This is a genomic window from Flavobacterium araucananum, from assembly GCF_002222055.1.
In the GTDB taxonomy this organism is placed as follows: Bacteria; Bacteroidota; Bacteroidia; order Flavobacteriales; family Flavobacteriaceae; genus Flavobacterium; species Flavobacterium araucananum.
Window position 1 is genome coordinate 296,797 of the sequence record NZ_MUGS01000002.1, and the last position, 21,982, is coordinate 318,778.

The 21,982-nt window shown below is 32.9% G+C and carries 18 protein-coding genes; 11 read left to right on the plus strand and 7 right to left on the minus strand.

Annotated features, from left to right (window positions below):
* Positions 1-2: 2 nt before the first annotated feature.
* From B0A64_RS01620 to B0A64_RS01630, 3 genes are all read left to right on the plus strand, one after another.
* Complete coding sequence (locus B0A64_RS01620; protein ID WP_089477791.1) at positions 3-1,262, plus strand: hemolysin family protein; 1,260 nt, start codon at positions 3-5, stop codon at positions 1,260-1,262.
* Between the two features lie 108 nt (positions 1,263-1,370).
* The gene (locus B0A64_RS01625; protein WP_089477792.1) at positions 1,371-3,470 is read left to right on the plus strand and encodes a peptidylprolyl isomerase; all 2,100 of its coding nucleotides are present in this window, start codon (positions 1,371-1,373) and stop codon (positions 3,468-3,470) included.
* Positions 3,471-3,762: 292 nt separating this feature from the next.
* On the plus strand, positions 3,763-4,173 hold the full coding sequence (locus B0A64_RS01630; protein ID WP_089477793.1) for a hypothetical protein: 411 nt from the start codon (positions 3,763-3,765) through the stop codon (positions 4,171-4,173).
* 63 nt (positions 4,174-4,236) lie between these two features.
* Here B0A64_RS01630 and B0A64_RS01635 read toward each other — a convergent pair whose 3' ends face one another.
* Both B0A64_RS01635 and B0A64_RS01640 read right to left on the minus strand, forming a co-directional pair.
* A complete protein-coding gene (locus B0A64_RS01635; RefSeq protein ID WP_089477794.1) occupies positions 4,237-5,157 on the minus strand; it encodes a GYDIA family GHMP kinase in 921 nt (306 codons plus the stop codon).
* Positions 5,158-5,160: 3 nt separating this feature from the next.
* Positions 5,161-6,474: a hydroxymethylglutaryl-CoA reductase, degradative gene (locus B0A64_RS01640; RefSeq protein ID WP_089477795.1), complete on the minus strand. Its 1,314-nt coding sequence runs from the start codon at positions 6,472-6,474 to the stop codon at positions 5,161-5,163.
* Between the two features lie 182 nt (positions 6,475-6,656).
* Here B0A64_RS01640 and B0A64_RS01645 point away from each other — a divergent pair, with 182 nt between their 5' ends.
* The 7 genes from B0A64_RS01645 to B0A64_RS01675 all read left to right on the plus strand — a co-directional run bounded on the left by B0A64_RS01645 (position 6,657) and on the right by B0A64_RS01675 (position 14,663).
* The gene (locus tag B0A64_RS01645) at positions 6,657-8,828 is read left to right on the plus strand and encodes a S9 family peptidase (RefSeq protein ID WP_089477796.1); all 2,172 of its coding nucleotides are present in this window, start codon (positions 6,657-6,659) and stop codon (positions 8,826-8,828) included.
* A gap of 36 nt (positions 8,829-8,864) precedes the next feature.
* Positions 8,865-10,541: a peptide MFS transporter gene (locus tag B0A64_RS01650; protein WP_089477936.1), complete on the plus strand. Its 1,677-nt coding sequence runs from the start codon at positions 8,865-8,867 to the stop codon at positions 10,539-10,541.
* Between the two features lies 1 nt (position 10,542).
* A complete protein-coding gene (locus B0A64_RS01655; RefSeq protein ID WP_089477797.1) occupies positions 10,543-12,027 on the plus strand; it encodes a peptide MFS transporter in 1,485 nt (494 codons plus the stop codon).
* Between the two features lie 52 nt (positions 12,028-12,079).
* A complete protein-coding gene (locus tag B0A64_RS01660) occupies positions 12,080-12,547 on the plus strand; it encodes a thioredoxin family protein (RefSeq protein ID WP_089477937.1) in 468 nt (155 codons plus the stop codon).
* Positions 12,548-12,771: 224 nt separating this feature from the next.
* Positions 12,772-13,224, plus strand: coding sequence for a hypothetical protein (locus B0A64_RS01665; protein WP_089477798.1), 453 nt, complete (start codon positions 12,772-12,774; stop codon positions 13,222-13,224).
* Positions 13,225-13,495: 271 nt separating this feature from the next.
* The gene (locus B0A64_RS01670; protein WP_089477799.1) at positions 13,496-13,942 is read left to right on the plus strand and encodes a thioredoxin domain-containing protein; all 447 of its coding nucleotides are present in this window, start codon (positions 13,496-13,498) and stop codon (positions 13,940-13,942) included.
* 271 nt (positions 13,943-14,213) lie between these two features.
* Positions 14,214-14,663 carry a thioredoxin domain-containing protein gene (locus B0A64_RS01675; RefSeq protein WP_089477800.1) on the plus strand — a complete coding sequence of 150 codons (450 nt, stop codon included), beginning with the start codon at positions 14,214-14,216 and terminating at the stop codon, positions 14,661-14,663.
* Positions 14,664-14,680: 17 nt separating this feature from the next.
* Here B0A64_RS01675 and B0A64_RS01680 read toward each other — a convergent pair whose 3' ends face one another.
* From B0A64_RS01680 to surE, 5 genes are all read right to left on the minus strand, one after another.
* Positions 14,681-16,702, minus strand: a complete 2,022-nt coding sequence (locus B0A64_RS01680; RefSeq protein ID WP_089477801.1) for a ComEC/Rec2 family competence protein — start codon at positions 16,700-16,702, stop codon at positions 14,681-14,683.
* Positions 16,703-16,758: 56 nt separating this feature from the next.
* A complete protein-coding gene (locus B0A64_RS01685) occupies positions 16,759-17,244 on the minus strand; it encodes a C40 family peptidase (protein ID WP_089477802.1) in 486 nt (161 codons plus the stop codon).
* A 10-nt stretch (positions 17,245-17,254) separates the two neighbouring features.
* Positions 17,255-18,373, minus strand: coding sequence for a lipid-A-disaccharide synthase (lpxB, locus tag B0A64_RS01690; protein ID WP_089477803.1), 1,119 nt, complete (start codon positions 18,371-18,373; stop codon positions 17,255-17,257).
* 68 nt (positions 18,374-18,441) lie between these two features.
* On the minus strand, positions 18,442-18,714 hold the full coding sequence (locus tag B0A64_RS01695; protein WP_089477804.1) for a hypothetical protein: 273 nt from the start codon (positions 18,712-18,714) through the stop codon (positions 18,442-18,444).
* On the minus strand, positions 18,707-19,486 hold the full coding sequence (gene surE / locus B0A64_RS01700) for a 5'/3'-nucleotidase SurE (RefSeq protein ID WP_089477805.1): 780 nt from the start codon (positions 19,484-19,486) through the stop codon (positions 18,707-18,709). Before surE ends, B0A64_RS01695 begins: the two co-directional genes overlap by 8 nt.
* 211 nt (positions 19,487-19,697) lie before the next feature.
* Between surE and B0A64_RS01705 the strand changes: the two genes are divergently transcribed.
* Positions 19,698-21,884, plus strand: coding sequence for a carboxy terminal-processing peptidase (locus B0A64_RS01705; protein WP_089477806.1), 2,187 nt, complete (start codon positions 19,698-19,700; stop codon positions 21,882-21,884).
* The last annotated feature ends 98 nt before the right edge of the window (positions 21,885-21,982 follow it).

Consider the following 21,982-nt stretch of genomic DNA (forward strand, 5'->3'; position numbering starts at 1 on the left):
AAATGGAAATTAGTATTATAATACTATGTTTAATACTATCAGCCTTTTTTTCAGGAATGGAAATAGCTTTTATTTCCTCGAATAAAATTTATCTTGAAATAGAGAAAAAGCAAGATAATTTTTTATCACAAATTTTAACCAAACTTACTCAGAATCCTTCTAAGTTTATTGCGGCAATGCTTATTGGTAATAATGTAGCATTGGTAGTTTATGGTTTTTTTATGGGAGATTTAATTCTAAAATGCATTGTCGATTTAGGATTTCATTTTTCTAATCTGACCAGTTTATTGGTGCAAACTATTATTTCGACTTTTATAGTTTTAATAACAGCAGAGTTTTTTCCCAAAGTTTTCTTTCAGATTTATGCCAATTCATTAATTAAAATTTTTGCAATTCCGGCGTATCTGTTCTACAGGTTGTTCTATTACATCTCTACTTTTTTTATCTGGATTTCGGATTTTGTTTTGCGAAAATTTTTCAAAACAGAAGGCGATCAGGTGCAGTTGTATTTTAGTAAAATAGAACTCGGAAATTACATTACAGAGCAAATGAATTCTGTTGAAGATGATGAAGAAGTAGATTCTGAAATTCAGATTTTCCAGAATGCATTAGAGTTTTCAGGTGTAAAAGCGCGTGATATTATGACACCTCGTACAGAAATAGTCGATATAGATTTGTTTGATAGTATTACAGATCTAAAAGATTTGTTTGTAGAAACAGGTTATTCTAAAATAGTAGTAAGTCAAAACTCGCTTGATGATATTGTGGGTTACGTTCATTCGTTTGATTTGTTTAAAAAGCCAAAAACAATAAAATCAGTTTTAATGACTGTTGAGTTTGTTCCGGAAACCATTTTGATAAAAGACGCCCTTAATTTGTTGATAAAAAAGCGTAAAAATGTAGCTGTCGTTTTAGATGAATACGGAGGGACTTCAGGAATAATTACCATCGAAGATATAGTCGAAGAACTTTTTGGCGAGATTGAAGACGAGCATGATCTCGATGAAGAATTAATTGAGCAGGAATTAGGAGAGGGTAAATATTTATTTTCGACCCGATTAGATGTCGAATATTTAAACGAAACTTATAAACTTGCGATTCCTGAAGAAGATTCTTACGGGACATTAGGCGGTTTTATTGTGAATTCTACAAAAGAAATACCTCAAAAAGGCGATGAAATAGCAATAAACAGGTATCATTTTGTCATTGAAGAAGCCACAAATAAGAAAATAGAATTGGTTAAATTGACAATAAAAGAGTGATTTTTTAAATTAATAAAAAAAATTGTGTAAAATAAAACGCTAGTTGTATTGTTATTAACTAGATAATTGTATTTTCGCAAACTGAATATAAAATTAACGATAATAAAAATGGCAGTTTTAGCAAAAATTAGACAGCGTTCCGCTTTATTGATAGGAGTTATTGCACTTGCATTATTTGCATTTATAATACAAGATCTTTTCACCAGAGGAAGTTTCGGTCAAAGTTCGAAAGATGTGGGAAGCATTGACGGAAAAGATATTTCATTTGAAGACTTTAGAGTTAAAGTTAGTAATGTTGAAAAAAGTGGTCAAGGAATTACTTCCACTGAAGCTGCAAACAGAGTTTGGGATCAAGAAGTTTCGATCGCATTATTATCAGCGCAATTTGATAAATTAGGATTAAGAGTTGGTGAAAAACACCTTCTTGAAGTTTTAAAATCAGATCCAAATATTGGTAAAAATCCAATGTTCTTAAACGCGGCTGGTGGTTTTGACGTAGTAAAATTTAAAGAGTACTTTAAAACAAATCCGGAAGCGGCACAATATATTTCTGAAAAAGAAAAAGATGCTGAATTAAACGCAAAATTTCAAATCTACAATACATTAGTAAAATCAGGTCTTTACACTACAGCTAGTGAAGGGAAATTGAAATACGAAATGGAAGCTAACAAAGTAAACTTTGCTTATGCTGCTGCATTATATTCTTCTATTAAAGATAGTGAAGTAAAAATTTCTGATTCAGAGATTGTAGATTATATGAAGAAAAACGAGAAAAAATTCAAAGCAGATGCAACTCGTGAAATTCAATACGTTTTAGTAGAAGACAAAGCTTCTAAAGAAGATGAAGCTGAAATTAAAGCTAAAATCACTGCTTTATTAAACGGTAGAGTAGAGTATAACGCAAAAACAGGTAAAAACGATACTTTGCCAGGTTTTAGAAACGCAACTAACATTGCTGAATTTGTAAACTCAAACTCTGATGTTCCTTACGATTCTACTTATGTAGCCAAAAATTCTTTACCAGCTGTTGATGCTGATAAATTGTTTAGTCTGCCAGCCGGATCAATTTACGGACCTTACGTTTTTGGAAGATACTATGCTGTTTCTAAATCTTTAGGATTTAAAGCTGGTGTTAATGCAAAAGCAAGTCATATCTTAATTGGTTATCAAGGATCTCAAACTCCAAACCAAAAAGAAAAAAGAACGAAAGAAGAAGCTAAAGCTAAAGCCGAAGAAATTCTGGCTCAGGTTCAGGCAAATCCGGATAGTTTCATGATGTTGGCTTTTACAAGTTCTGATGATTCATCTGCACAACAAGGTGGTGATTTAGGATATTTTGGTCAAAACCAAATGGTAAAACCATTCAATGATTTTGTATTCAATAACCCAATTGGTAAAGTTGGTTTAGTAGAAACTCCTTTTGGATTTCACATTATCAAAATTACAGATAAACAAGACGGAATTCGTTTAGCTACAATTGCTCAAAAAATTGAGCCTTCTGAAGCTACTTCTGATAAAGTATTTACATTGGCAACTAAATTTGAAATGGATGCTGCCGATAAAGATTTTAATGCTACAGCAAAAGAGTTAGGTTTAAAAGTGGCTCCTCCTGTAACAGCAAAAGCTATGGATGAAGCGTTTGGTCCTCTAGGAAACCAACGTAACATTGTAAGATGGGCTTATGATAAAGAAACAAATGTTGGAGATGTAAAACGTTTTGAAATCGCTAATATTGGTCACGTAATTGCTCAATACAAAAGCGAAAACAAATCAGGTTTAGTATCTGTAACATTGGCAAGACCTTATGTTGAGTCAATCTTGAAAAACAAGAAAAAAGCAGAACTTTTAAAAGCTAAAATGACAGGTTCTACTATTGAAGCTGTTGCTAAAAGTGCTGGTGTAGCCGTTCAACAAGCTGCAAACGTAACTATGGATAATCCGGTTTTACCTGGTGGAGTTGGGCAAGAGCCTAAAGTTGTTGGTAATGCATTTGCATTGACTGCAAATAAAATTTCGGCTCCAATTGAAGGGAATACAGGAGTTTATGTTGTAAAAAACATTAGTACTGTAAAAGCACCTGCAATTGCTAACCACGCAGAATATGTTGCTAAAGTAAAAGCGCAAACCGCATCTGATGCAAGCAGAATTTTGCCAGCTTTAAAAAGCAATGCTAAAATTGAAGACAACAGATTACAATTTAACTACTAGTTTTTAGTAGATAAAGATTTCAATATAAAAAACCCGAAACGTTCTTAAGAATGTTTCGGGTTTTTCTTATTTTATACAAATCTCACAATTGTTTTTTGTAATAATAATCACGCTATTTTCTTAAGTTATATAGGAATAATAGAAATATTATTGAAAAGTTTGTGATATTCAGATAATTACAGTTAATTTGCTCGAATTTTTATTTTAGTAAAGTTTTGTTGATTTAGAAATTGTCAAATAAAATTACAAAAATCGATGAGTAAGTACGGTAGTAATCAAGCATGTAATATTTATGTTTAATTTGTTGAGAAGAAGGCCCAGAGTATATTCTAAAATTGAGAACCATATTTTTGGAATAATTACCGAGCTTTTAAAACTTAGTAGTACCGACATCAATAGTGATGAACTGGCAGGAAAGTACTATTTAAGTAACGAAGAGCAACATTTTAAAGTTACCATCATGAGCAACGATCATGTGATCAGACTTACCAATACTCGGGATTCAGTTGCTGAAAAATATGAGAAAACCTTTGTAGAAGATGTTCTAAAAGCGGTAAAAGAAGAGAAACACCGCCGGATGGAACTTGTGTATGACTCTATTAACAACAGCATCGAAAAAATGGCTGAACGTTTGCATAATACCCTGATCGAATCGAATGAGCTCGAAACCCTAAAAATTCGACACCTTGAAAAAACATCTTAATAATAAGGTAAAACTTTTAGTTTATCTTTCTTGCCTGTAAAGTATTGCAAATGTAATGCATACTTATTTTAGTAAAATCATCTCCTCGTAAGGCAGTATAGTTTCATATCCTTTTGAAACAAAATAGGCAGTAGGATTTTCTTTTGAAATTGCCATTACAAAATCGCCACCCCAGGCGCCAAGACTTTTAATGACCCCGTTGAAATCCGGAAAAGCAACTTCTTTTATAGTTTGTATTTCTAAAATACTACTTAAATGAATTTCATGTTTTTCTATAGAAAAAGTAAATTCTTTAAGCGTTTGTGCCTTTATAACAGCATCGGTAATTTTGTTGTTAGCGTTTATATTTTGAGCTAAGCTTTGATTTTTGTTCGCATAGTAAGCAGTAATAGCTGCCTTGCTATTTTGCTTTTTATTCAGGTAAACAAAATAGATGTTATTTGTAAAATCGGGATCAAAGTCGACCTTTTCTACCACAGGCAAATTCTGCTCTAATCGATATACAATTGGAGTGTCATTTTGTGCGCAGGCAATATCATAACCACTTCCTCCAAAACTGTTTTTAAGCAATGTAAAAGCATCAATCTGTGTCCACTGAGCAATGTTGTTTAATAAAGTAGAAGAGGTGCCCAGACCCCAGTTTTTTGGAAACGTAAGATGCGTGCTGATTTTATATCCCTCATAATTATTGATAAAATCGGGATTTAATAAATAAGCTTCATGCAAAATGTTGATTAAAGTCGTTTTTACGGTTTCGATCTTTAGGTCTGTATTGCTTATAATTTCAGCAAAAGAAATAGTGTCTTCGTACCATAATTGTGCATCAAAATTGTAGCTTTTCCATTGAATTTCGTTGTTTGAACCATTTTCAACAATTAAATTTTGTCCAAATTTGGTAGGTAATGCAAAAGCTCTGGCTCCATCTAAAACTAAATATTCGCCCGTAATGAGAAGTTTCCCGTTACTGTAAAAGGTTGTTTTCATTCTTTATTTTCTTAAACTCTCAATAAACTCAACTACGGCACTATGTGAGACAGTATTTTTCTTGAAATGACTTTTTATTAAACGACGTTCTTCTTCGCTGGCTTCAAATTGATTGATGATGTTGTTTAAATGCATTTTCATGTGGCCTTCCTGAATTCCTGTTGTAGTTAAAGAACGTAAAGCCGCAAAATTTTGTGCCAAACCTGCAACCGCAACAATTTGCATTAATTCTTTTGCAGATGGTTTTTCGAGTATTTCAAAACATAATTTTACCAGAGGATGTAAGGATGTTAATCCGCCAACGGTTCCTAAAGCCAACGGAATTTCAAGCCAGAATGTAAAGATTCCGTTCTCGATTTTGGCATGCGATAAACTCGAATATTGACCGTTTCTCGATGCATAAGCATGAACTCCAGCCTCGACAGCCCTAAAATCATTTCCGGTAGCCAGAATTACAGCGTCAACACCGTTCATGATTCCTTTATTGTGTGTTACAGCTCTAAAAGGTTCAACTTCGGCAATTTGAACCGCTTGCAAAAAACGCTCGGCAAATTCTTGTGGATTTGGAATGTGTTTTTCGCTCAAATCTTCAATAGCACAAGAAACTTCGGCTCTTACAACACAATGTGGTACGTAATTAGACAAAATACTCATAACAACCTTTAATGTGTCATCTTCAGAAAATAAATCAGAATGTTGAAATTCATCTTTCAAAGTTGTGGCAAATTGCTCCAGGCATGAGTTGATGAAATTGGCTCCCATGCTATCTTTTGTTTCGAAAGTAGCATGAAGCTGAAAATAATTTTCGAGCAAACTTCTTTTGTCTTTTAGTTTAATATCTAAAATTCCTCCACCACGTTGTTGCATGTTTTTAGTAATGCTTTGGGTTTCAGAGAAAAATTTAGGTTTTATCTGATCAAAGAATGATTCTAGCTTTTCTGTATCACCATTGAAAATAAAATGAACCTGACCAATTTTTTCAGTATCAATAACAGTGGCTTTAAAACCACCTCGCGTCGACCAGTATTTTGCTGCTTTTGATGCAGCAGCGACTACTGAGCTTTCCTCAATTGCCATTGGGATAGTTTTATACTGTCCGTTGATCAAAAAATTTGGTGCAACCCCAAGCGGTATATATAGGTTTGTAATAGTGTTTTCGATGAACTCATCATGCAATTGTTGTAGCTTTTCGTCTGAATTCCAGTAATTTCTTATAATAGTAAGGGCTTCTTCGGGCTTTGAAAAATAAGTATTGGCAATCCAGTTTATTTTTTCTTTTTTGGATAATTTAGAAAATCCGGCAACAGCGTTGTTCATTCTCAGTATTTTAAATAATAAAGTTGTTACAAAGATACCATTTTAAGGGTTTTGTTTGCAAGTGATTTGAAATTTGAAAAGTACGCAAACGTTATTTTTTTTAACATTTAACAGTTGAAATGTGTATTATGTTCATTTTTTTTACTAAAATTGGTCTCTTTTTTATATTTAAAATAATTCTAATGAATACTAGTAAAATTACTGTAATACTTTTGTTTTTGGTCGCCTCCGTTTTTGGGCAACAAAAAATTACTGTCGAGAGCATTTATAGCGGAACATTTCGCGCAAAGGGAATGGATGAATTACAGTCATTAAAAAATACAGATCAATATACTGTTTTAAATGTAGATCAGGCAAGTAGGAGCATGCAGATCGATTTGTACGATTTTGCAACCCTAAAAAAAGTATCTAATTTAATTGATACTAAAAACCATGCAGCTCTTGCTGAAGGGATTGATAGTTATACTTTTGATGCCTCAGAAAAAAAGATTTTAATCGCATGCAACTCCAATAAAATTTTTCGCCACTCGTTTACGGCAGATTACTTTTTGTACGATATAACTTCTAAGTCCTTAACGAAGCTTTTTAATTTTCAAATACAAGAACCTACTTTTTCGCCTGACGGAACTAAAATTGCTTATGCGAGAGAAAATAATCTGTACGTATATGATGTAGCTTCGGCAAAATCTACAGCAATTACAACCGACGGGAAGAAAAACGCAATTATCAACGGTATTACGGATTGGGTTTATGAAGAAGAATTTGCTTTTGTCCGGGCTTTTGACTGGAGTAAAGACAGTAAAAAATTAGCCTATATTCGTTTTGACGAAAGCCAGGTTCCTGAGTTTTCGATGTCCATGTTTAATAAAGATCTGTATCCAACAATTGAAACTTTTAAATATCCTAAAGCAGGAGAAAAAAACTCAGAAGTTTCACTACATATATATGATGTGGCGGGCAATGCCACAAAAAAAGTTGAATTAGGTAATTATAATGACTTTTATATTGCCAGATTACAATGGACAAACGATAACAACATATTATCTGCACAGGTTTTAAACCGCCACCAGGACAATCTTGATTTATTATTTGTTGACGGAACGACTGCTACGGCAAAAGTAGTTCTGAACGAAAAAGATAAAGCTTACGTTGATGTTACAGACAATCTGACTTTCTTAAAAGATAATAGCTTTATCTGGACAAGCGAAAAAGACGGTTTCAATCATATTTATGTATATGATAAAACCGGAAAACTTAAAAACCAGGTTACAAAAGGAAACTGGGAAGTAGTGTCTTACTACGGTTTCGACGAAAAAACAAAAACTATTTTCTATCAGTCTACAGAAAATGGTTCGATCAACAGAGATATTTACCGCATCGCTTTAGACGGAAAAAACAAAGTGCGTCTGTCCAAAAATACAGGAACAAATGCGGCAACTTTTAGCCCTAACTTTCAGTTTTTTATTAATACTTTTTCAAGTGCAACTCAGCCTACGACCTATACTCTAAATGAGTCAAAAACAGGCAAAGAGATTCAGGTTATCGAAAATAATCAGGAGCTTGCAACCCAGTTAAAAAATTATAATCTGCCTGCAAAAGAATTTTTTGTTTTAAAAACAGCAAGAGGCAACGAACTAAATGCATGGATCTTAAAGCCAAAAGATTTTGATCCTTCAAAAAAATATCCGGTTTTTATGTACCAATATTCCGGACCGGGATCTCAGCAAGTTAATAACGACTGGAATAACAATGATGATTATTGGTTTGCTTCACTTACACAACAAGGTTATATTGTGGCTTGTGTAGATGGTAGAGGAACTGGTTTTAAAGGTGCTGATTTTAAAAAAGTTACTCAAAAAGAATTAGGAAAATACGAAGTACAGGATCAAATAGATGCAGCCAAAGTTATTGGCGCTTATCCTTATGTTGATGCTTCGAGAATTGGAATCTTTGGTTGGAGTTATGGTGGTTTTATGGCTTCGAACTGTATTTTTCAGGGTAATGACGTGTTTAAAATGGCAATTGCTGTTGCTCCGGTAACCAACTGGCGTTTTTATGACAGCGTTTATACAGAAAGATACATGCAAACTCCGCAGGAAAATGCGAGCGGATACGATCAAAACTCTCCAATAAATCACGTTGATAAATTAAAAGGAAAATTTTTATTGATTCATGGTTCCGGAGATGATAATGTTCATGTACAAAATTCGATGCAAATGATGGAAGCTTTGATTCAGGCAAATAAACAATTTGATTCTCAGATTTATCCGGATAAAAACCACGGGATCTATGGTGGTAAAACCAGAATTCAGCTTTATAATAAAATGACTAACTTTATCAAAGAAAATTTATAATCTAAAACTTTAAACCTTAAATAAATAATGAATAATATGGGAGAAACTCAAGTAAAAACTGCGCATCCAAAAGGACTTTGGGTATTGTTTGGAACGGAGATGTGGGAGCGATTCAATTTTTATGGAATGCGAGCTTTATTAACTTTATTTCTTGTGAATTCATTATTGATGAAAGAAGAAGAAGCGTCTTTAATTTATGGAGGTTTCCTTGGACTTTGTTACCTAACGCCAATGTTGGGAGGTTTTGTTGCCGATCGTTTTTTAGGGAACAGAAACTGTATTTTATTAGGAGGACTTTTGATGGCAGTTGGACAAATGCTTTTGTTTACCAGCGGAAGTATTTTTGAAGGAAATTTGCCTTTGGCCAAAATTATCATGTATTCTGCATTAGGAGTTATCGTTTTTGGTAACGGATTCTTCAAGCCAAATATTTCCAGTATGGTAGGAAGTTTGTATCCTAAACAAGAAAAAACAAAATTAGATAGTGCTTTTACTATTTTCTATATGGGTATCAACATCGGAGCTTTTTTAGGTCAGTCAATCTGTCCTTTGTTAGGAGATGTAAAAGATGCAGGAGGAATTAGAGATATCCATGCTTTTAGATGGGGATTCATGGCAGCTTCTGTTGCGATGTTGTTAGGAACAATTCTTTTTTACTTCTTAAAAAATAAATATGTAGTTTCTCCGGAAGGAAGACCATTAGGAGGTTTGCCTTCTAAAAATGTTGATGCAGATTTTGAAGAAGGTGAAGCGCAAAAAGCAAATTTCTCTGGAAAAGCCCTGGCTATTGCCGGAATTGCATTTATTGCTCTTGGATTCTTTTTTCATTATGCAGTAGGTCAAAACTTAATTTATACCCTTATTTATTCTAGTGGTTTGTCATTGGCAGGATTAATTATTTCAGATACTTCATTGACTAAAATCGAAAGAGACAGAATTATTGTAATTTATATCGTATCCTTCTTTATTATTTTCTTTTGGGCGGCTTTTGAACAAGCAGGTTCATCATTGACTTTTATTGCAGACAATCAAACAGACAGAAATTTCTTTGGCTGGTTAATGCCGCCATCAATGGTTCAGATTTTTAATGGATTATTTGTAGTTCTTCTGGCAGTACCTTTCAGTATACTTTGGGATACTTTGAGAGCTAAGGAAAAAGAGCCTATTTCGCCGGTTAAACTAGCAGTAGGTTTGGTAGTGATTTCTATAAGTTTCTTTATGATTGCAACTCAGGTTTCTTACATAGGAACTTCAGGTTTGTTATTGGTAAAATGGCTTATTTTATTATATTTCTTAAATACTTGTGCTGAGTTATGTTTATCGCCAATTGGTTTGTCATTGGTAGGTAAGTTATCTCCAAAACGTTTTGCATCTTTATTATACGGAGTATTTTTCTTGTCTAATGCATCTGGTTATGCTTTAGGAGGAACTCTGGGTTCTATCTTGCCTGCAACAGGAGATAAATTTGCAAAAGCAAAAGAATTAGGAATCGATCTTCAGGCAGTATTAGATAATAAAGTTGTGCCAACGGCAGAGCAACTATCACTTTTAGAACAACATCAAATTAGCGCTCATAATCACTTTTTTGCCGGATTTGAAATTCATAACCTATATGAGTTTTTTATGGTATTTGTTGTTCTTACAGGTATCGCAGCAATTGTATTATTTGCTTTGACTCCGTTCTTGAAAAAAATGATGCACGGTGTTAGATAAAATGGAAAAAACGATTACACTAGAAGAAATACAGAATTTTAAAGGCAATTACCCAAAGCAATTATGGTATTTGTTTTTTGTTGAAATGTGGGAGCGATTCTGCTTCTACGGAATGCGGGGAGTTCTTACCTTTTTTATGGTAGATCAGCTTTTATTAAAAGATGAACATGCCAATTTGCAGTATGGAGCCATTCAGGCGTTTGTATATGCTTTTACTTTTATAGGAGGTATTTTTGCCGATAAAGTATTAGGGTTCAAAAAATCATTATTCTTTGGAGGAATCGTTATGATTCTGGGTAATCTTTTGATTGCCTTTTCTCCGCAGGTAATGTTTTATTATGGTATCGCTTTCTCGATTATTGGAACAGGTTTTTTTAAGCCTAATGTTTCCTCAATGGTTGGAGAGTTGTATCATGAAGATGATAACAGAAGAGATGCCGGTTACGGAATGTTTTATGCCGGGATAAATGTAGGAGGTCTTTTAGGAGGTGCTTTGTGTATTTATTTAGGAAAGTATTATTCGTGGCAATTGTGCTTTTTGTCTGCAGCCGTAGTAATGTTTTTAGGTTTAGTTACCTTTTTGTTTACCAAAAAGTATTTAGGCCCAATTGGTGATTCGCCATTATTGAATCTGGAACCAGGTAAAAGAAGAATTCGTGAAATTGCAGTATATGCAGTGTCGATTTTAAGTTTGCCGTTTATTTTTATAATGGTAAAAAATACAGATTACACAGATTATTTCATGTATACAATTGGAATTGCTGCTGTTTTGTATTTTACGTATGAATTGATTAAACTGGGAGATGCAAAATTACAGAAAAAGCTGTTTGCAGCATTTTTGTTTGTGTTTTTCTATCTTTTGTTCAATGCAATTTATGAACAGAGTGGGGGATCTTTATCTCTTTTTGCAAAAGACAATCTAAGCGATAAATTGTTGTTTTTTTCAATTGATCCAAACATTGTAAACAATAGTTCGAATACATTTTTTGTAGTAGTTTTAAGTCCTATTATTGGTTTGTTGTGGATCTGGCTTGGTAAGAGAAGAATTGAACCTAACACCTTAATTAAATTTGGGATTGGATTCCTGTTTCTGGGAGCTTCTTTCTATATATTTTACCTGACAAAATTCTTTGCAAATTCTAAAGGTATTGCCTCTTTAAACGTGTTTACCTTTGCTTACTTGGTAACGACGATAGGAGAGCTTTGTTTAGGGCCAATCGGGATGTCGATCATTACCAAGTTATCTCCAAAAAGATTGTTTGGTATGATGATGGGATTGTGGTTTCTGGCAAGTGCATTCGGGCAATTATTTGCAGGTAAATTAGGGGCTGAAATATCGAGATCAAATACAGGAGTTACCTTGCTTTCTAAGCTGCAATCGTATACACAAGGGTATTATCAATTGGCAATTTATTCGCTGGTTGCCGGGGTTGTTTTAATTGCAATTTCGCCAATTATTAGAAAATTAATGCAAGAAGTAAAATAGACGACATTTTGCAATTCTTTTTTTGTTTAAATTTGTTGAAAATAAAATAAAAATGAAAAAAATATTTTTAATAGCATTGTTTTTAGTTGGTGCGTTTGCAACACAGGCGCAAGAGCTAAAATGGTACACTGATGTAAGAGAGGCAATTACCGTAAGTAATAAAGAGCAAAAGCCATTGTTACTTTTTTTTACAGGAAGTGATTGGTGCGGATGGTGTATTCGTTTGCAAAATGAAGTTTTAAAAACTCCGGAATTTAAAAAATGGGCTACAGATAATGTTGTTTTGGTAGAATTAGATTATCCTCGAAGAACAGCACAAACGCCAGAGCTTAAAAGCCAGAACAATGAGTTGCAACAAGCTTTTGGAATCCAGGGTTTTCCTACCGTATTTTTTACAAGTGCTGAATCAAAAGACGGCAAAGTAAATTTTAAAGGACTTGGACAAACAGGTTATGTTGCCGGAGGCCCATCTGCTTGGTTAACAGTTGCAGAAGGAATTGTTCATCCTAAAAAATCTTAAGAGAGAAAAGATATAGTACAATATTTTATAAAACTCCTTGCGTGTTCGTAAGGAGTTTTTTTGTTTAGTAAGAAAAGTTATTCATTTGTTTTGACGAATTTAAGACTTTGATATTTTATTGTGTCAAAAAAAACATATAATATAATTTTTGTATTAATAAAAATTGGAAAATTAAAATAATATGTTAATTTCGTCATACTATACTAACCAAAACCAATTGTATTATGACCAAAAAATTACTTATCCTACTCTTTTTTTTAGGTTCATTTTTTCTGCATTCGCAAAATTTAGTTTGGAGAACAAACATGACAGATGCCATTGCTATTAGTAATGAATTAAGAAAACCAATGTTAATTTTATTTACAGCCTCAGGTGTATCAGAAAATCTTCAGAATGAAATATTTAAAACTCCGGATTTTGCTGTTTGGTCGCGTGACAATGTAGTTCTTGTAAAACTTGATTTGTCTGATTCTTCGGCAGATCAAAGTGATACAGAACAAAATATTAAATTAAAAAATGCATTTGGCGTTGAAGATCTTCCCGAAGTATGTTTTGCCAGTGCATCAGTTCGAAAAAACAAAACAACCTTTAGTGCACTAGGAAAAATCGCCTACAAACCGGGTGGAGCAAAAGCATGGATAGCAGAGTCGAATGCAATCTTGCATCCTAGCGAATAGATTAGATTTAAATTAAGTTTTCTTAGTTTAATTTGTAGATTCCCTTTTTGCTTTCGGGTAAAAGGGGATTTTTTTTACAAAACGTTTATGGCCCAATGAATGCTTTTACGATTTAAAGGGTATTATTTTTTCCATTTTCTTAAAAAAATATGGTTTTATTGTTGAATTGCTGTTTTGTTTATTTTTTATATTTTTTTTGTTTAAATATAACTTGTTTGCTAAAGTTATTATGTTAATTTAGTCCCATAAACCTACTTAAAACCAATTTTATATGACCAAAAAATTACTCATCCTGCTATTTTTTTTAGGTTCATTATTTCTGCATTCACAAAATTTAGCTTGGAAAACGGATATGAATGATGCTATTGTGGCAAGCGACGCCCAAAAACGACCATTATTAATTTTATTTACTGCGACAGGTCTTTCACAAAGAATGGAAAGTGAAATTTTTGCAACTCCGGATTTTGCCGTTTGGTCGCGTGATAACGTAATTCTTGTTAAACTTGATTTATCAGATTCAGAAGCATCTGATGTTGTAAAAGATCAAAATGTTAAACTAAAAAATGCTTTAGGCATTAATGAATTACCACAAGTATGTCTTTTAATGGCATCTGTTAGAAAAGGAAAAACAACGTTTAATAATATGGGTTTAGTTCCTTACAGACAAGGAGGAGCAAAAGCCTGGATCGCTGATGCAAATTTGATTTTGAATCCATAAATGATTTAAAGCAGACCCTTGGTTTAATGCATAAATTCCCTTTGTACTTTCGAGCACAAAGGGAATTTTTTTTAGGTCTGGTTTTAAGGCTGTTAATCCGTATTCTGTTGTTTATAAGGTGATTTTTTTTTGTTTTGCTAAAAAATTAATGTTTTAATGATTAATCTTTATTTGTTTTGATATTTGATTAAATATTTTAATTTTTATATTTTTTTTAATATGTTTTGTGTTAAATTGGTGAAATAAATGTAATTTTTAAATAAAATTTAATATGGCACGAAAACTACTTATCCTGTTATTTTTTTTAGGTTCATTTTTTCTGCATTCGCAAAGTTTAGCCTGGAAAACCAATATGAATGATGCAATAGTAGCCAGTGATGAACAAAGAAAACCATTGCTGATTTTTTTTACAACATCAGGGATTTCTCAGCTCATTCAGAACGAAGTTTTTGCAACAACAGATTTTGCAGATTGGTCTGGTGATAATGTTGTTTTGTTAAAACTTGATTTATCAGACTCTACACTATCTGAGTCAGATAAAGAACAAAATCTCAAACTGAAAGAAGCTTTGGGAATCGATGAGCTGCCTCAGGTTTGCCTTGTTACCGCTTCTATTAGAAAAAATAAACCAACGATTAATAAACTGGGTCTGCTGGGATATAAAGTTGGAGGTGCAAAAAAATGGATAGCAGATGCCAAGTCGATTATAAATGGAGAATAAAGGAGCTAACTTTGTTCCTAATTTAATTTATAATATCCCTTTTCGTTCGTCGCATGAAAAGGGATGTTTTTTTTAAGACAGGTTAATTTCCATGTTTTCAAAATAGCATGCGAATTTGAAGCGTCGGCAATTATAATTTTTGGATGTAAATCCCTTAAAATCCGTTCTAAATTTATCTTGGTCGATTGCGTAAGTATAAGAATGTCCGGTTGAATATTTTTAGTATAAACTCCCGAACTGTCTATCAGGAATATTTTCTTATTCTTAAAAAACAAAATATTTTTTATCGAATTAGTTGCTTTCAGTCTGCCGGAATTGCCTACCAGATAAAAGTTTAGTACATTATTTTTAGAGATAGAATCTTTTGTATAAAGTATAATATCCCGTCCATTTCTCTCAGAAATTAAAGTGTTTTTCTTTGTGTTATAAACAATAAATTCCTGTATACTCTCGATTTCTTTTTTTGTACAGAGGAAAGAAACCTGCAATAAGATTATTGTGGTTAATAAAAAACACAATTTGTTATAATCTGGTTTTTTAGTCCAGACGATTGCCGAAATAATAAACAAATAAAAGGTGAGTAAATAATAAGAGTTAAAGCTGATATCTCTTATTACAAACCATTCAAACGAAGCCACAATATGAATCGTCAGGTTAAGGAGGTAAATGCTTTTTTCGAAAATTACGATTAAGAATACTGGTGGTGAACTAATAATTGCGAAAAGCATTACTATAATCCCGGCAATCATTATAAATGATAAAAGTGGAATAATGACAATATTGGTCACAAAAAACAATCCCGGAAATTGATGAAAGTAATACAAACACAGTGGCAAAGTGCCTATTTGAGCGGCGAATGAAACCGTTAGTGCGTTCCAGACAGAGGTTTGAATTTTGTTTTTTGGTTTCCATATTTTTTTTAATACAGGTTGTAACCATACAATAAAAAGTAAGGCGAGATAGCTGAGCTGAAATCCAACATCAAATAAAAAGTAAGGTTCAAAAAGTAGAATAAGTAATATAGATACTAATAAAGTATGGTAAATACTTCCGGTTCTGCGCAAATGATTACCAATTGATAAAAATGAAAACATTACCACAGAACGCAGAACAGATGGTGAGAGACCTGAAATTATTGCAAAAGTGGTTAAGGATAATAAAATCGAAAATAGTTTTATCAAAGATCCTTTTCGTGTATTGGGTATTGGTTTTAAAATAAAATTTATAAAAATCATAATAAAACCAACATGCAATCCTGAAACGGATAGTACGTGTGTCGCGCCAGAATATTGATAATCCTGAATAATTTCTGTCGAAATATCTTGTTGTTGGCCTAAAATTAGTGCCAGCGCAACATTCATTTCTTCCTTGTTAAAATTGGCTTTATCAAGATTGCGAACGATCCTGGCATGCAAACGACCGGAGTAATACCAAATATCTTTTTTGATCTTTTTGTTGATGTTAAGCTCTGCTTTGGTAAGATAAACTTGTGCACAAACTTGCTTGTTGGCCAAATATTGGCTGTAATCAAATTGATTGGGATTTTTGTTTGATTCATTGCGTTGCAAAACAGTTTTGACCTTAATAAGATTTCCAATAATAGGATTTTTAAGACTGTCTTTACGGATATTGACAATTATTTTTCCGGAGTAAGGTTTGTCGCCAATAGTATTTACTATCGCTGTAAACCGGTCATTATAGGAGTTGCTTTTTAGTTTTTCCCGTAGAGTAAACGTTATGATTTGAGGGGATTTAAAAGCTTTTTCGCAATGTATATAATTGGATTGCTGAAGCGAATTGGTATGGAATAATAAAGTCAAAACACCAATAAAAAAGGAAATAAAGTAAGTGCTGATTCCAAATACCGTGTTTATGTTTTTATTTTTTCTAATAGTAAAATAAGAAAGTATAAATAGGACTAAACCAACAACAAGTGCCGGAATGGCAAAATAAATGGAGGGTTTGCTGTAATAACAAAACAATATACCAATAAGAAACCAAAGTGTAATTTTGGTCAAAGGAAAATCTAATACTTTCATGTTTTAAAAGTATTGAATTTTTTGTAAGAAAAAAGATATATTTTGTCTAATACAGTTTAATCAATAACCCGATTGATTTGAGCAAAAGAATTCTGATAATAAGGCTCTTTTGTTGACGAAATTATAACTCCTTTTGAGGTAGAAGAATGAACAAATTTTATTTCAGTCGTATTGACTTCCACAATTAATCCAACATGATTAATTTGCTTGCTTTTATTTGTTTTAAAAAAGATCAAGTCTCCCTTTTGAGCATCACTTAATTTGATGATTTTTCCAACATTTGCCTGTTCGTATGAACTTCTGGGAAGTTTAATGTTCTCAGATTCAAAAGTAGTAAACACCAATCCTGAACAATCAAAACCACTTTTGGTTGTGCCACCCGCTTTATAGCGAACACCAATGTTGTCGGTTGCTTTTTCAATCAAATTATGAACTACATATCTGTTTTCTTTCTTCGACTCCTTTTTGCCCACAGCAGTAGAAGTCGATTTACAAGAAGTAAAAAAGACAGATAAAAGCAATAAAACGACTATTTTTTTCAAACCAAAAAAATTAAACTTGTTTTAAATCAGCCACAATAAGTTTTGCTGTCTTTTTACTAGCGCCAATTCCACCCAGTTTTTGCTCCAGGATATCATAATTCTTAAGTAGTTTTTTGCGATAATCAGGCTCCAGTAATTTCTGTAATTCTTCTTTTATACGTTTTGTGTTGCATTCGCTTTGAATCAATTCAGTAACAACCTCCTGATCCATAATTAAGTTAACAAGCGAAATGTATTTTAGAGTAATAATGCGTTTTGCAATTTGATAAGAAATCGAACTTCCTTTGTAGCAAACTACTTCAGGGACTTTAAAAAGAGCCGTTTCAAGAGTTGCAGTTCCTGAAGTTACCAATGCTGCAGTCGAAGAACGCAACAAATCATACGTTTTATTCGAAATAAATTTGATGTTTTTGTTCGAAATAAATTGTTGATAGAATTCAAAATCCTGACTAGGTGCACCCGCAATTACAAATTCGTAATCCTCAAAATCATCTACAACACTTAGCATAACACTTAGCATTTTGGTAATTTCTTGTTGGCGGCTTCCGGGTAAAACAGCAATAATAGGTTTTTCGCCCAGTTGATTTTCTTTTCTAAAAGTAGTTTCATCAAACGAAGGTTGATTCTGGATCGCATCTATTAACGGATGCCCAACAAAATCTACCGGAAAATGATGCTTGTCTTCATAAAAGCTTTTTTCAAAAGGCAAAATCACAAACATTTTATCAATGTCTTGTTTGATTGCTTTAATACGGTTTTCTTTCCAGGCCCAAATTTGTGGGGATATATAATAATGAGTTTTATAATTTAAAGCTTTAGCCCATTTTGCGATACGCATATTAAACCCCGGGTAATCAATAAAAATTAAAACATCAGGTTTGAATTCTGTAATGTCTTTTTTGCAAATTTTTATATTGCTTAAAATAGTTTTTAGATTAAAAATCACTTCAATAAATCCCATAAAGGCCAATTCCCGATAGTGTTTTACTAAAGTTCCTCCGGCTTTTTGCATCAGATCACCACCCCAAAATCGAATTTCAGCCTGAGGATCTTCTTCATATAAAGCTTTCATTAAATTTGAACCGTGTAAATCTCCAGAGGCTTCACCTGCTATTATGTAGTATTTCATATCAATTTTCTTGAAAGTGTGTTTTCATTTTTAAACACAATATTTTTTTTGCAAAGCAAAGATAAGATTTAAATAAATAAAGTAGAAATGGCTAAAACAATCACAGCCAATACAACACCTCTTGCCATAAGTTCCTGATTTTTTTTCAGCAAAATCCCAAAAACGGCCAGATCCAAAACAGTACCTATCGTAATTACTTTTCCTAAATATCCTTGTTGTCTGATGGTTTGCAATCCTGTCGTAATATCAAATTTCGTAAAAAAGGAAACAAACAAATAACTACCAAGTAATGCCGTAAAAATGCCAATTGTAAAGCCAATAAGCAGGTCTTTTTTATCCATTTAATTTCCAGGTATTAAGTTGTTGAATAGAGTGATGTGCTGTTAAGTCAAATTGAACGGGAACTACTGAAATATAACCGTTTTCCAACGCCCATTCGTCTGTATCTTCGCCTTGATCCTCGTTGGTAAATTTTCCGGTAAGCCAGTAATAGTCTTTTCCGTAAGGCGTTTGTCGTTTGTCAAATTTTTGAGCGTAGTAGGCCTTCGCCTGGCGACAAATTTTTATTCCTTTAATTTCTTTTTCCTTTAATTTAGGGAAATTAACATTTAAAACCACTCCCGGAGGCAGTTTGTTTTTGAGTGTTTCTAGAGTGATTTTCTTAACGAATGATTTTATTTGTTCAAAATCAGCATTCCAGTCAAAATCCAGTAAAGAAAATCCAATGGCCTGGATACCTTCTATTCCTGCCTCGACAGCAGCGCTCATTGTTCCGGAATAAATTACATTTATAGAAGAATTTGAGCCATGATTAATTCCTGAAACACAAAGATCTGGTTTTCTCTTTAGAATTTCATTTACTGCCAGTTTTACACAATCAACAGGAGTTCCTGAGCAACTATATTCCGTTATAATATCTTCGTCTTTAGAAATTTTATCCAGAAATAAGGTGTTGTTTATGGTTATTGCATGTCCCATGGCACTCTGAGGTTTGTCCGGAGCCACTACTATTACTTCTCCAATCGTTTCCATTACACTTATTAAGGCTCTAATTCCCGGAGCCAGAATTCCGTCATCATTAGTGACTAATATTAGTGGTTTTTCATCTTTCATGAGGTTATTATTATTCTGATTTATCAAAATTAAAGCTTCTTAAAGCAAATGTAGTAACAGATTTTGGTAGAATACTATCAAAAAGATAAAAATTGCAAACTAAATTCAAGAAGACTTTTGGGCATCAAACATTTTTATATCTTTAACAAAAAATTATAGTGAACTTGGCATGTTGACATTAATTTTACCGTTAACTTAGATTAAAAAATTGATGAATGCTATTATTAAATTTATGAAAAGAAATTATAAAATACTTATAGCCGTATTATGCTTGTCATTAACATTGTTTGCATTTAAAATAAATGCAGACAAATCAGTAGATCCGGACCCAAACAGAGATAAAACACTTTTAGAATTATTGGCATTTGTTATTGAAAAAGGACACTACAGTCCGGCAGAAATAAACGATGAATTTTCTAAAGGAATTTTTAAAGATTATATTGATGCATTAGATCCTTCAAAAAGATTCTTTTTGCAATCTGATATTGATGAATTTAAACAATATGAGTTGCAGTTAGACGATCAGTTTTTGAATAAAGATCTAACGTTTTTCAATCTTACTTATACCAGATTGATGAAACGAATGGAAGAAAGCAAAAAGCGTTATAAAACTATTTTGGCGCAACCTTTTAACTATGATGTTGATGAAACTTTTAATGCAGATTATGATAAGTTGCCTTATGCCAAAAATGCAGCAGAAATTAATGAGAGATGGAGAAAACAAATTAAGTTATCGACACTTTCATCACTTGTAACCAAACAAAAGTTAGAAGAAGATAAAAAGAAAGCAGATCCTGCCTACAAAGTAAAATCTTTTGAAACTCTGGAAAAAGAAACACGCGACAGTTCATTAAAATCTTTAGATGATAATTTTAGTCTTATCAAAGATCTTAATAAAGAAGATTGGTTTTCTGTATATGTAAACTCAATTATGACGCGCTTTGATCCGCATACAAGTTATTTTGCTCCCGAAGAAAAAGATCGTTTTGATGTAAATATTAGCGGTAAACTGGAAGGTATTGGAGCAAGACTGACCAAGAAAAATGATTTTACTCAAATCGATGAGTTAATCTCTGGTGGACCTGCCTGGAAAGGAAAACAACTAGAAGCAGGAGATTTAATCCTGAAAGTAGCACAAGGAAACGAAGAACCTGTAGATGTTGTAGGGATGCGTTTAGACGATGTTGTCAAAAAAATAAAAGGACACAAAGGAACGGAAGTAAAACTTACGGTTAAAAAAGTAGACGGAACTATAAAAGTAATTTCTATTATCAGAGATGTAGTAGAAATCGAAGAAACGTATGCTAAATCCAGTATTGTAGAAAGAAACGGATTAAAATATGGTGTAATTTATTTGCCTAAATTTTATATCGATTTTGAAAATAAAGATGGCCGTGATGCCGGAAAAGATATTGCTCTTGAAGTCGAAAGATTGAAAAAAGAAGATATCAATGGTATCGTACTTGATGTTCGTGATGATGGAGGAGGATCGCTATCTACCGTTGTAGATATTGCAGGTTTATTTATTGAAGAAGGACCAATTGTTCAGGTAAAATCAGCAGGAAAAAAGAAAGAAGTTTTATACGATAAAGATAAAAAAATCGAGTGGGACGGACCATTAGTAATTATGGTAAACAGCTTCTCGGCTTCGGCATCAGAGATTTTGGCTGCTGCAATCCAGGATTACAAACGTGGTGTTATCATTGGTAGTAAACAAACTTATGGAAAAGGAACAGTACAAAATGTACTGGATCTAAATCAGTTTGTTCGTAATGCAAATTATGGCGACTTAGGAGCTTTGAAAATTACAGGACAAAAGTTTTACAGAATCAACGGAGGTTCGACTCAGTTAGAAGGAGTTCATAGTGATGTTGTTATGCCAGATCGTTATGCCTACCTTAAAATGGGCGAGCGTGATATTGATAATGCTATGCCATGGGATAAAATTGATCCTGCAGATTACAGCACCTGGAAATCCAACGAAAATTTTACAAAAGCTATTGAAAATAGTAAAGGTAGAATTGCCCAAAATGCTCAATTCAAATTAATTGAAGACAACGCAAAATGGATCGATGTTAAAAATAAAGAAAACACCTATAGCTTAAATATTAAAAGCTTTAAAGCTACTCAGGAACAAGTAGAAAATGAAGGTAAAAAATACAAACCAATTTCAGATTACAAAAACAATTTGGTTTTTAAATCTTTGCCTTACGAAGAGCTTGAAATGAATAGTGATGCAACCTTAAAAGAAAAAAGAGAGGTTTGGCATCAGGCATTATCTAAAGATGTATATGTAGAAGAAGCATTAAATGTTTTAGATGATTTGCAATCTAAAGGTAGTGTCGTAAAAGGATCAGTTTCTCCTAAAATGAAAAAGGATAAATTAGTAAAATCTTAATTCGTTAAAGAATTAATTTGTTGGAAAACGCTCCAGAAAGTTCAGCTTTTTGGAGCGTTTTTTTGTAATTTTAAATCGATGAAATTGTTATCTCATCA

Bases quoted from the DNA above. Each gene is read 5' to 3' on its own strand.
- B0A64_RS01620 (WP_089477791.1), top strand. From the start codon at position 3: ATGGAAATTAGTATTATAATACTATGTTTAATACTATCAGCCTTTTTT.
- B0A64_RS01625 (WP_089477792.1), top strand. From the start codon at position 1,371: ATGGCAGTTTTAGCAAAAATTAGACAGCGTTCCGCTTTATTGATAGGA.
- B0A64_RS01630 (WP_089477793.1), top strand. From the start codon at position 3,763: ATGTTTAATTTGTTGAGAAGAAGGCCCAGAGTATATTCTAAAATTGAG.
- B0A64_RS01635 (WP_089477794.1), bottom strand. From the start codon at position 5,157: ATGAAAACAACCTTTTACAGTAACGGGAAACTTCTCATTACGGGCGAA.
- B0A64_RS01640 (WP_089477795.1), bottom strand. From the start codon at position 6,474: ATGAACAACGCTGTTGCCGGATTTTCTAAATTATCCAAAAAAGAAAAA.
- B0A64_RS01645 (WP_089477796.1), top strand. From the start codon at position 6,657: ATGAATACTAGTAAAATTACTGTAATACTTTTGTTTTTGGTCGCCTCC.
- B0A64_RS01650 (WP_089477936.1), top strand. From the start codon at position 8,865: ATGGGAGAAACTCAAGTAAAAACTGCGCATCCAAAAGGACTTTGGGTA.
- B0A64_RS01655 (WP_089477797.1), top strand. From the start codon at position 10,543: ATGGAAAAAACGATTACACTAGAAGAAATACAGAATTTTAAAGGCAAT.
- B0A64_RS01660 (WP_089477937.1), top strand. From the start codon at position 12,080: ATGAAAAAAATATTTTTAATAGCATTGTTTTTAGTTGGTGCGTTTGCA.
- B0A64_RS01665 (WP_089477798.1), top strand. From the start codon at position 12,772: ATGACCAAAAAATTACTTATCCTACTCTTTTTTTTAGGTTCATTTTTT.
- B0A64_RS01670 (WP_089477799.1), top strand. From the start codon at position 13,496: ATGACCAAAAAATTACTCATCCTGCTATTTTTTTTAGGTTCATTATTT.
- B0A64_RS01675 (WP_089477800.1), top strand. From the start codon at position 14,214: ATGGCACGAAAACTACTTATCCTGTTATTTTTTTTAGGTTCATTTTTT.
- B0A64_RS01680 (WP_089477801.1), bottom strand. From the start codon at position 16,702: ATGAAAGTATTAGATTTTCCTTTGACCAAAATTACACTTTGGTTTCTT.
- lpxB (WP_089477803.1), bottom strand. From the start codon at position 18,373: ATGAAATACTACATAATAGCAGGTGAAGCCTCTGGAGATTTACACGGT.
- B0A64_RS01695 (WP_089477804.1), bottom strand. From the start codon at position 18,714: ATGGATAAAAAAGACCTGCTTATTGGCTTTACAATTGGCATTTTTACG.
- surE (WP_089477805.1), bottom strand. From the start codon at position 19,486: ATGAAAGATGAAAAACCACTAATATTAGTCACTAATGATGACGGAATT.
- B0A64_RS01705 (WP_089477806.1), top strand. From the start codon at position 19,698: ATGAATGCTATTATTAAATTTATGAAAAGAAATTATAAAATACTTATA.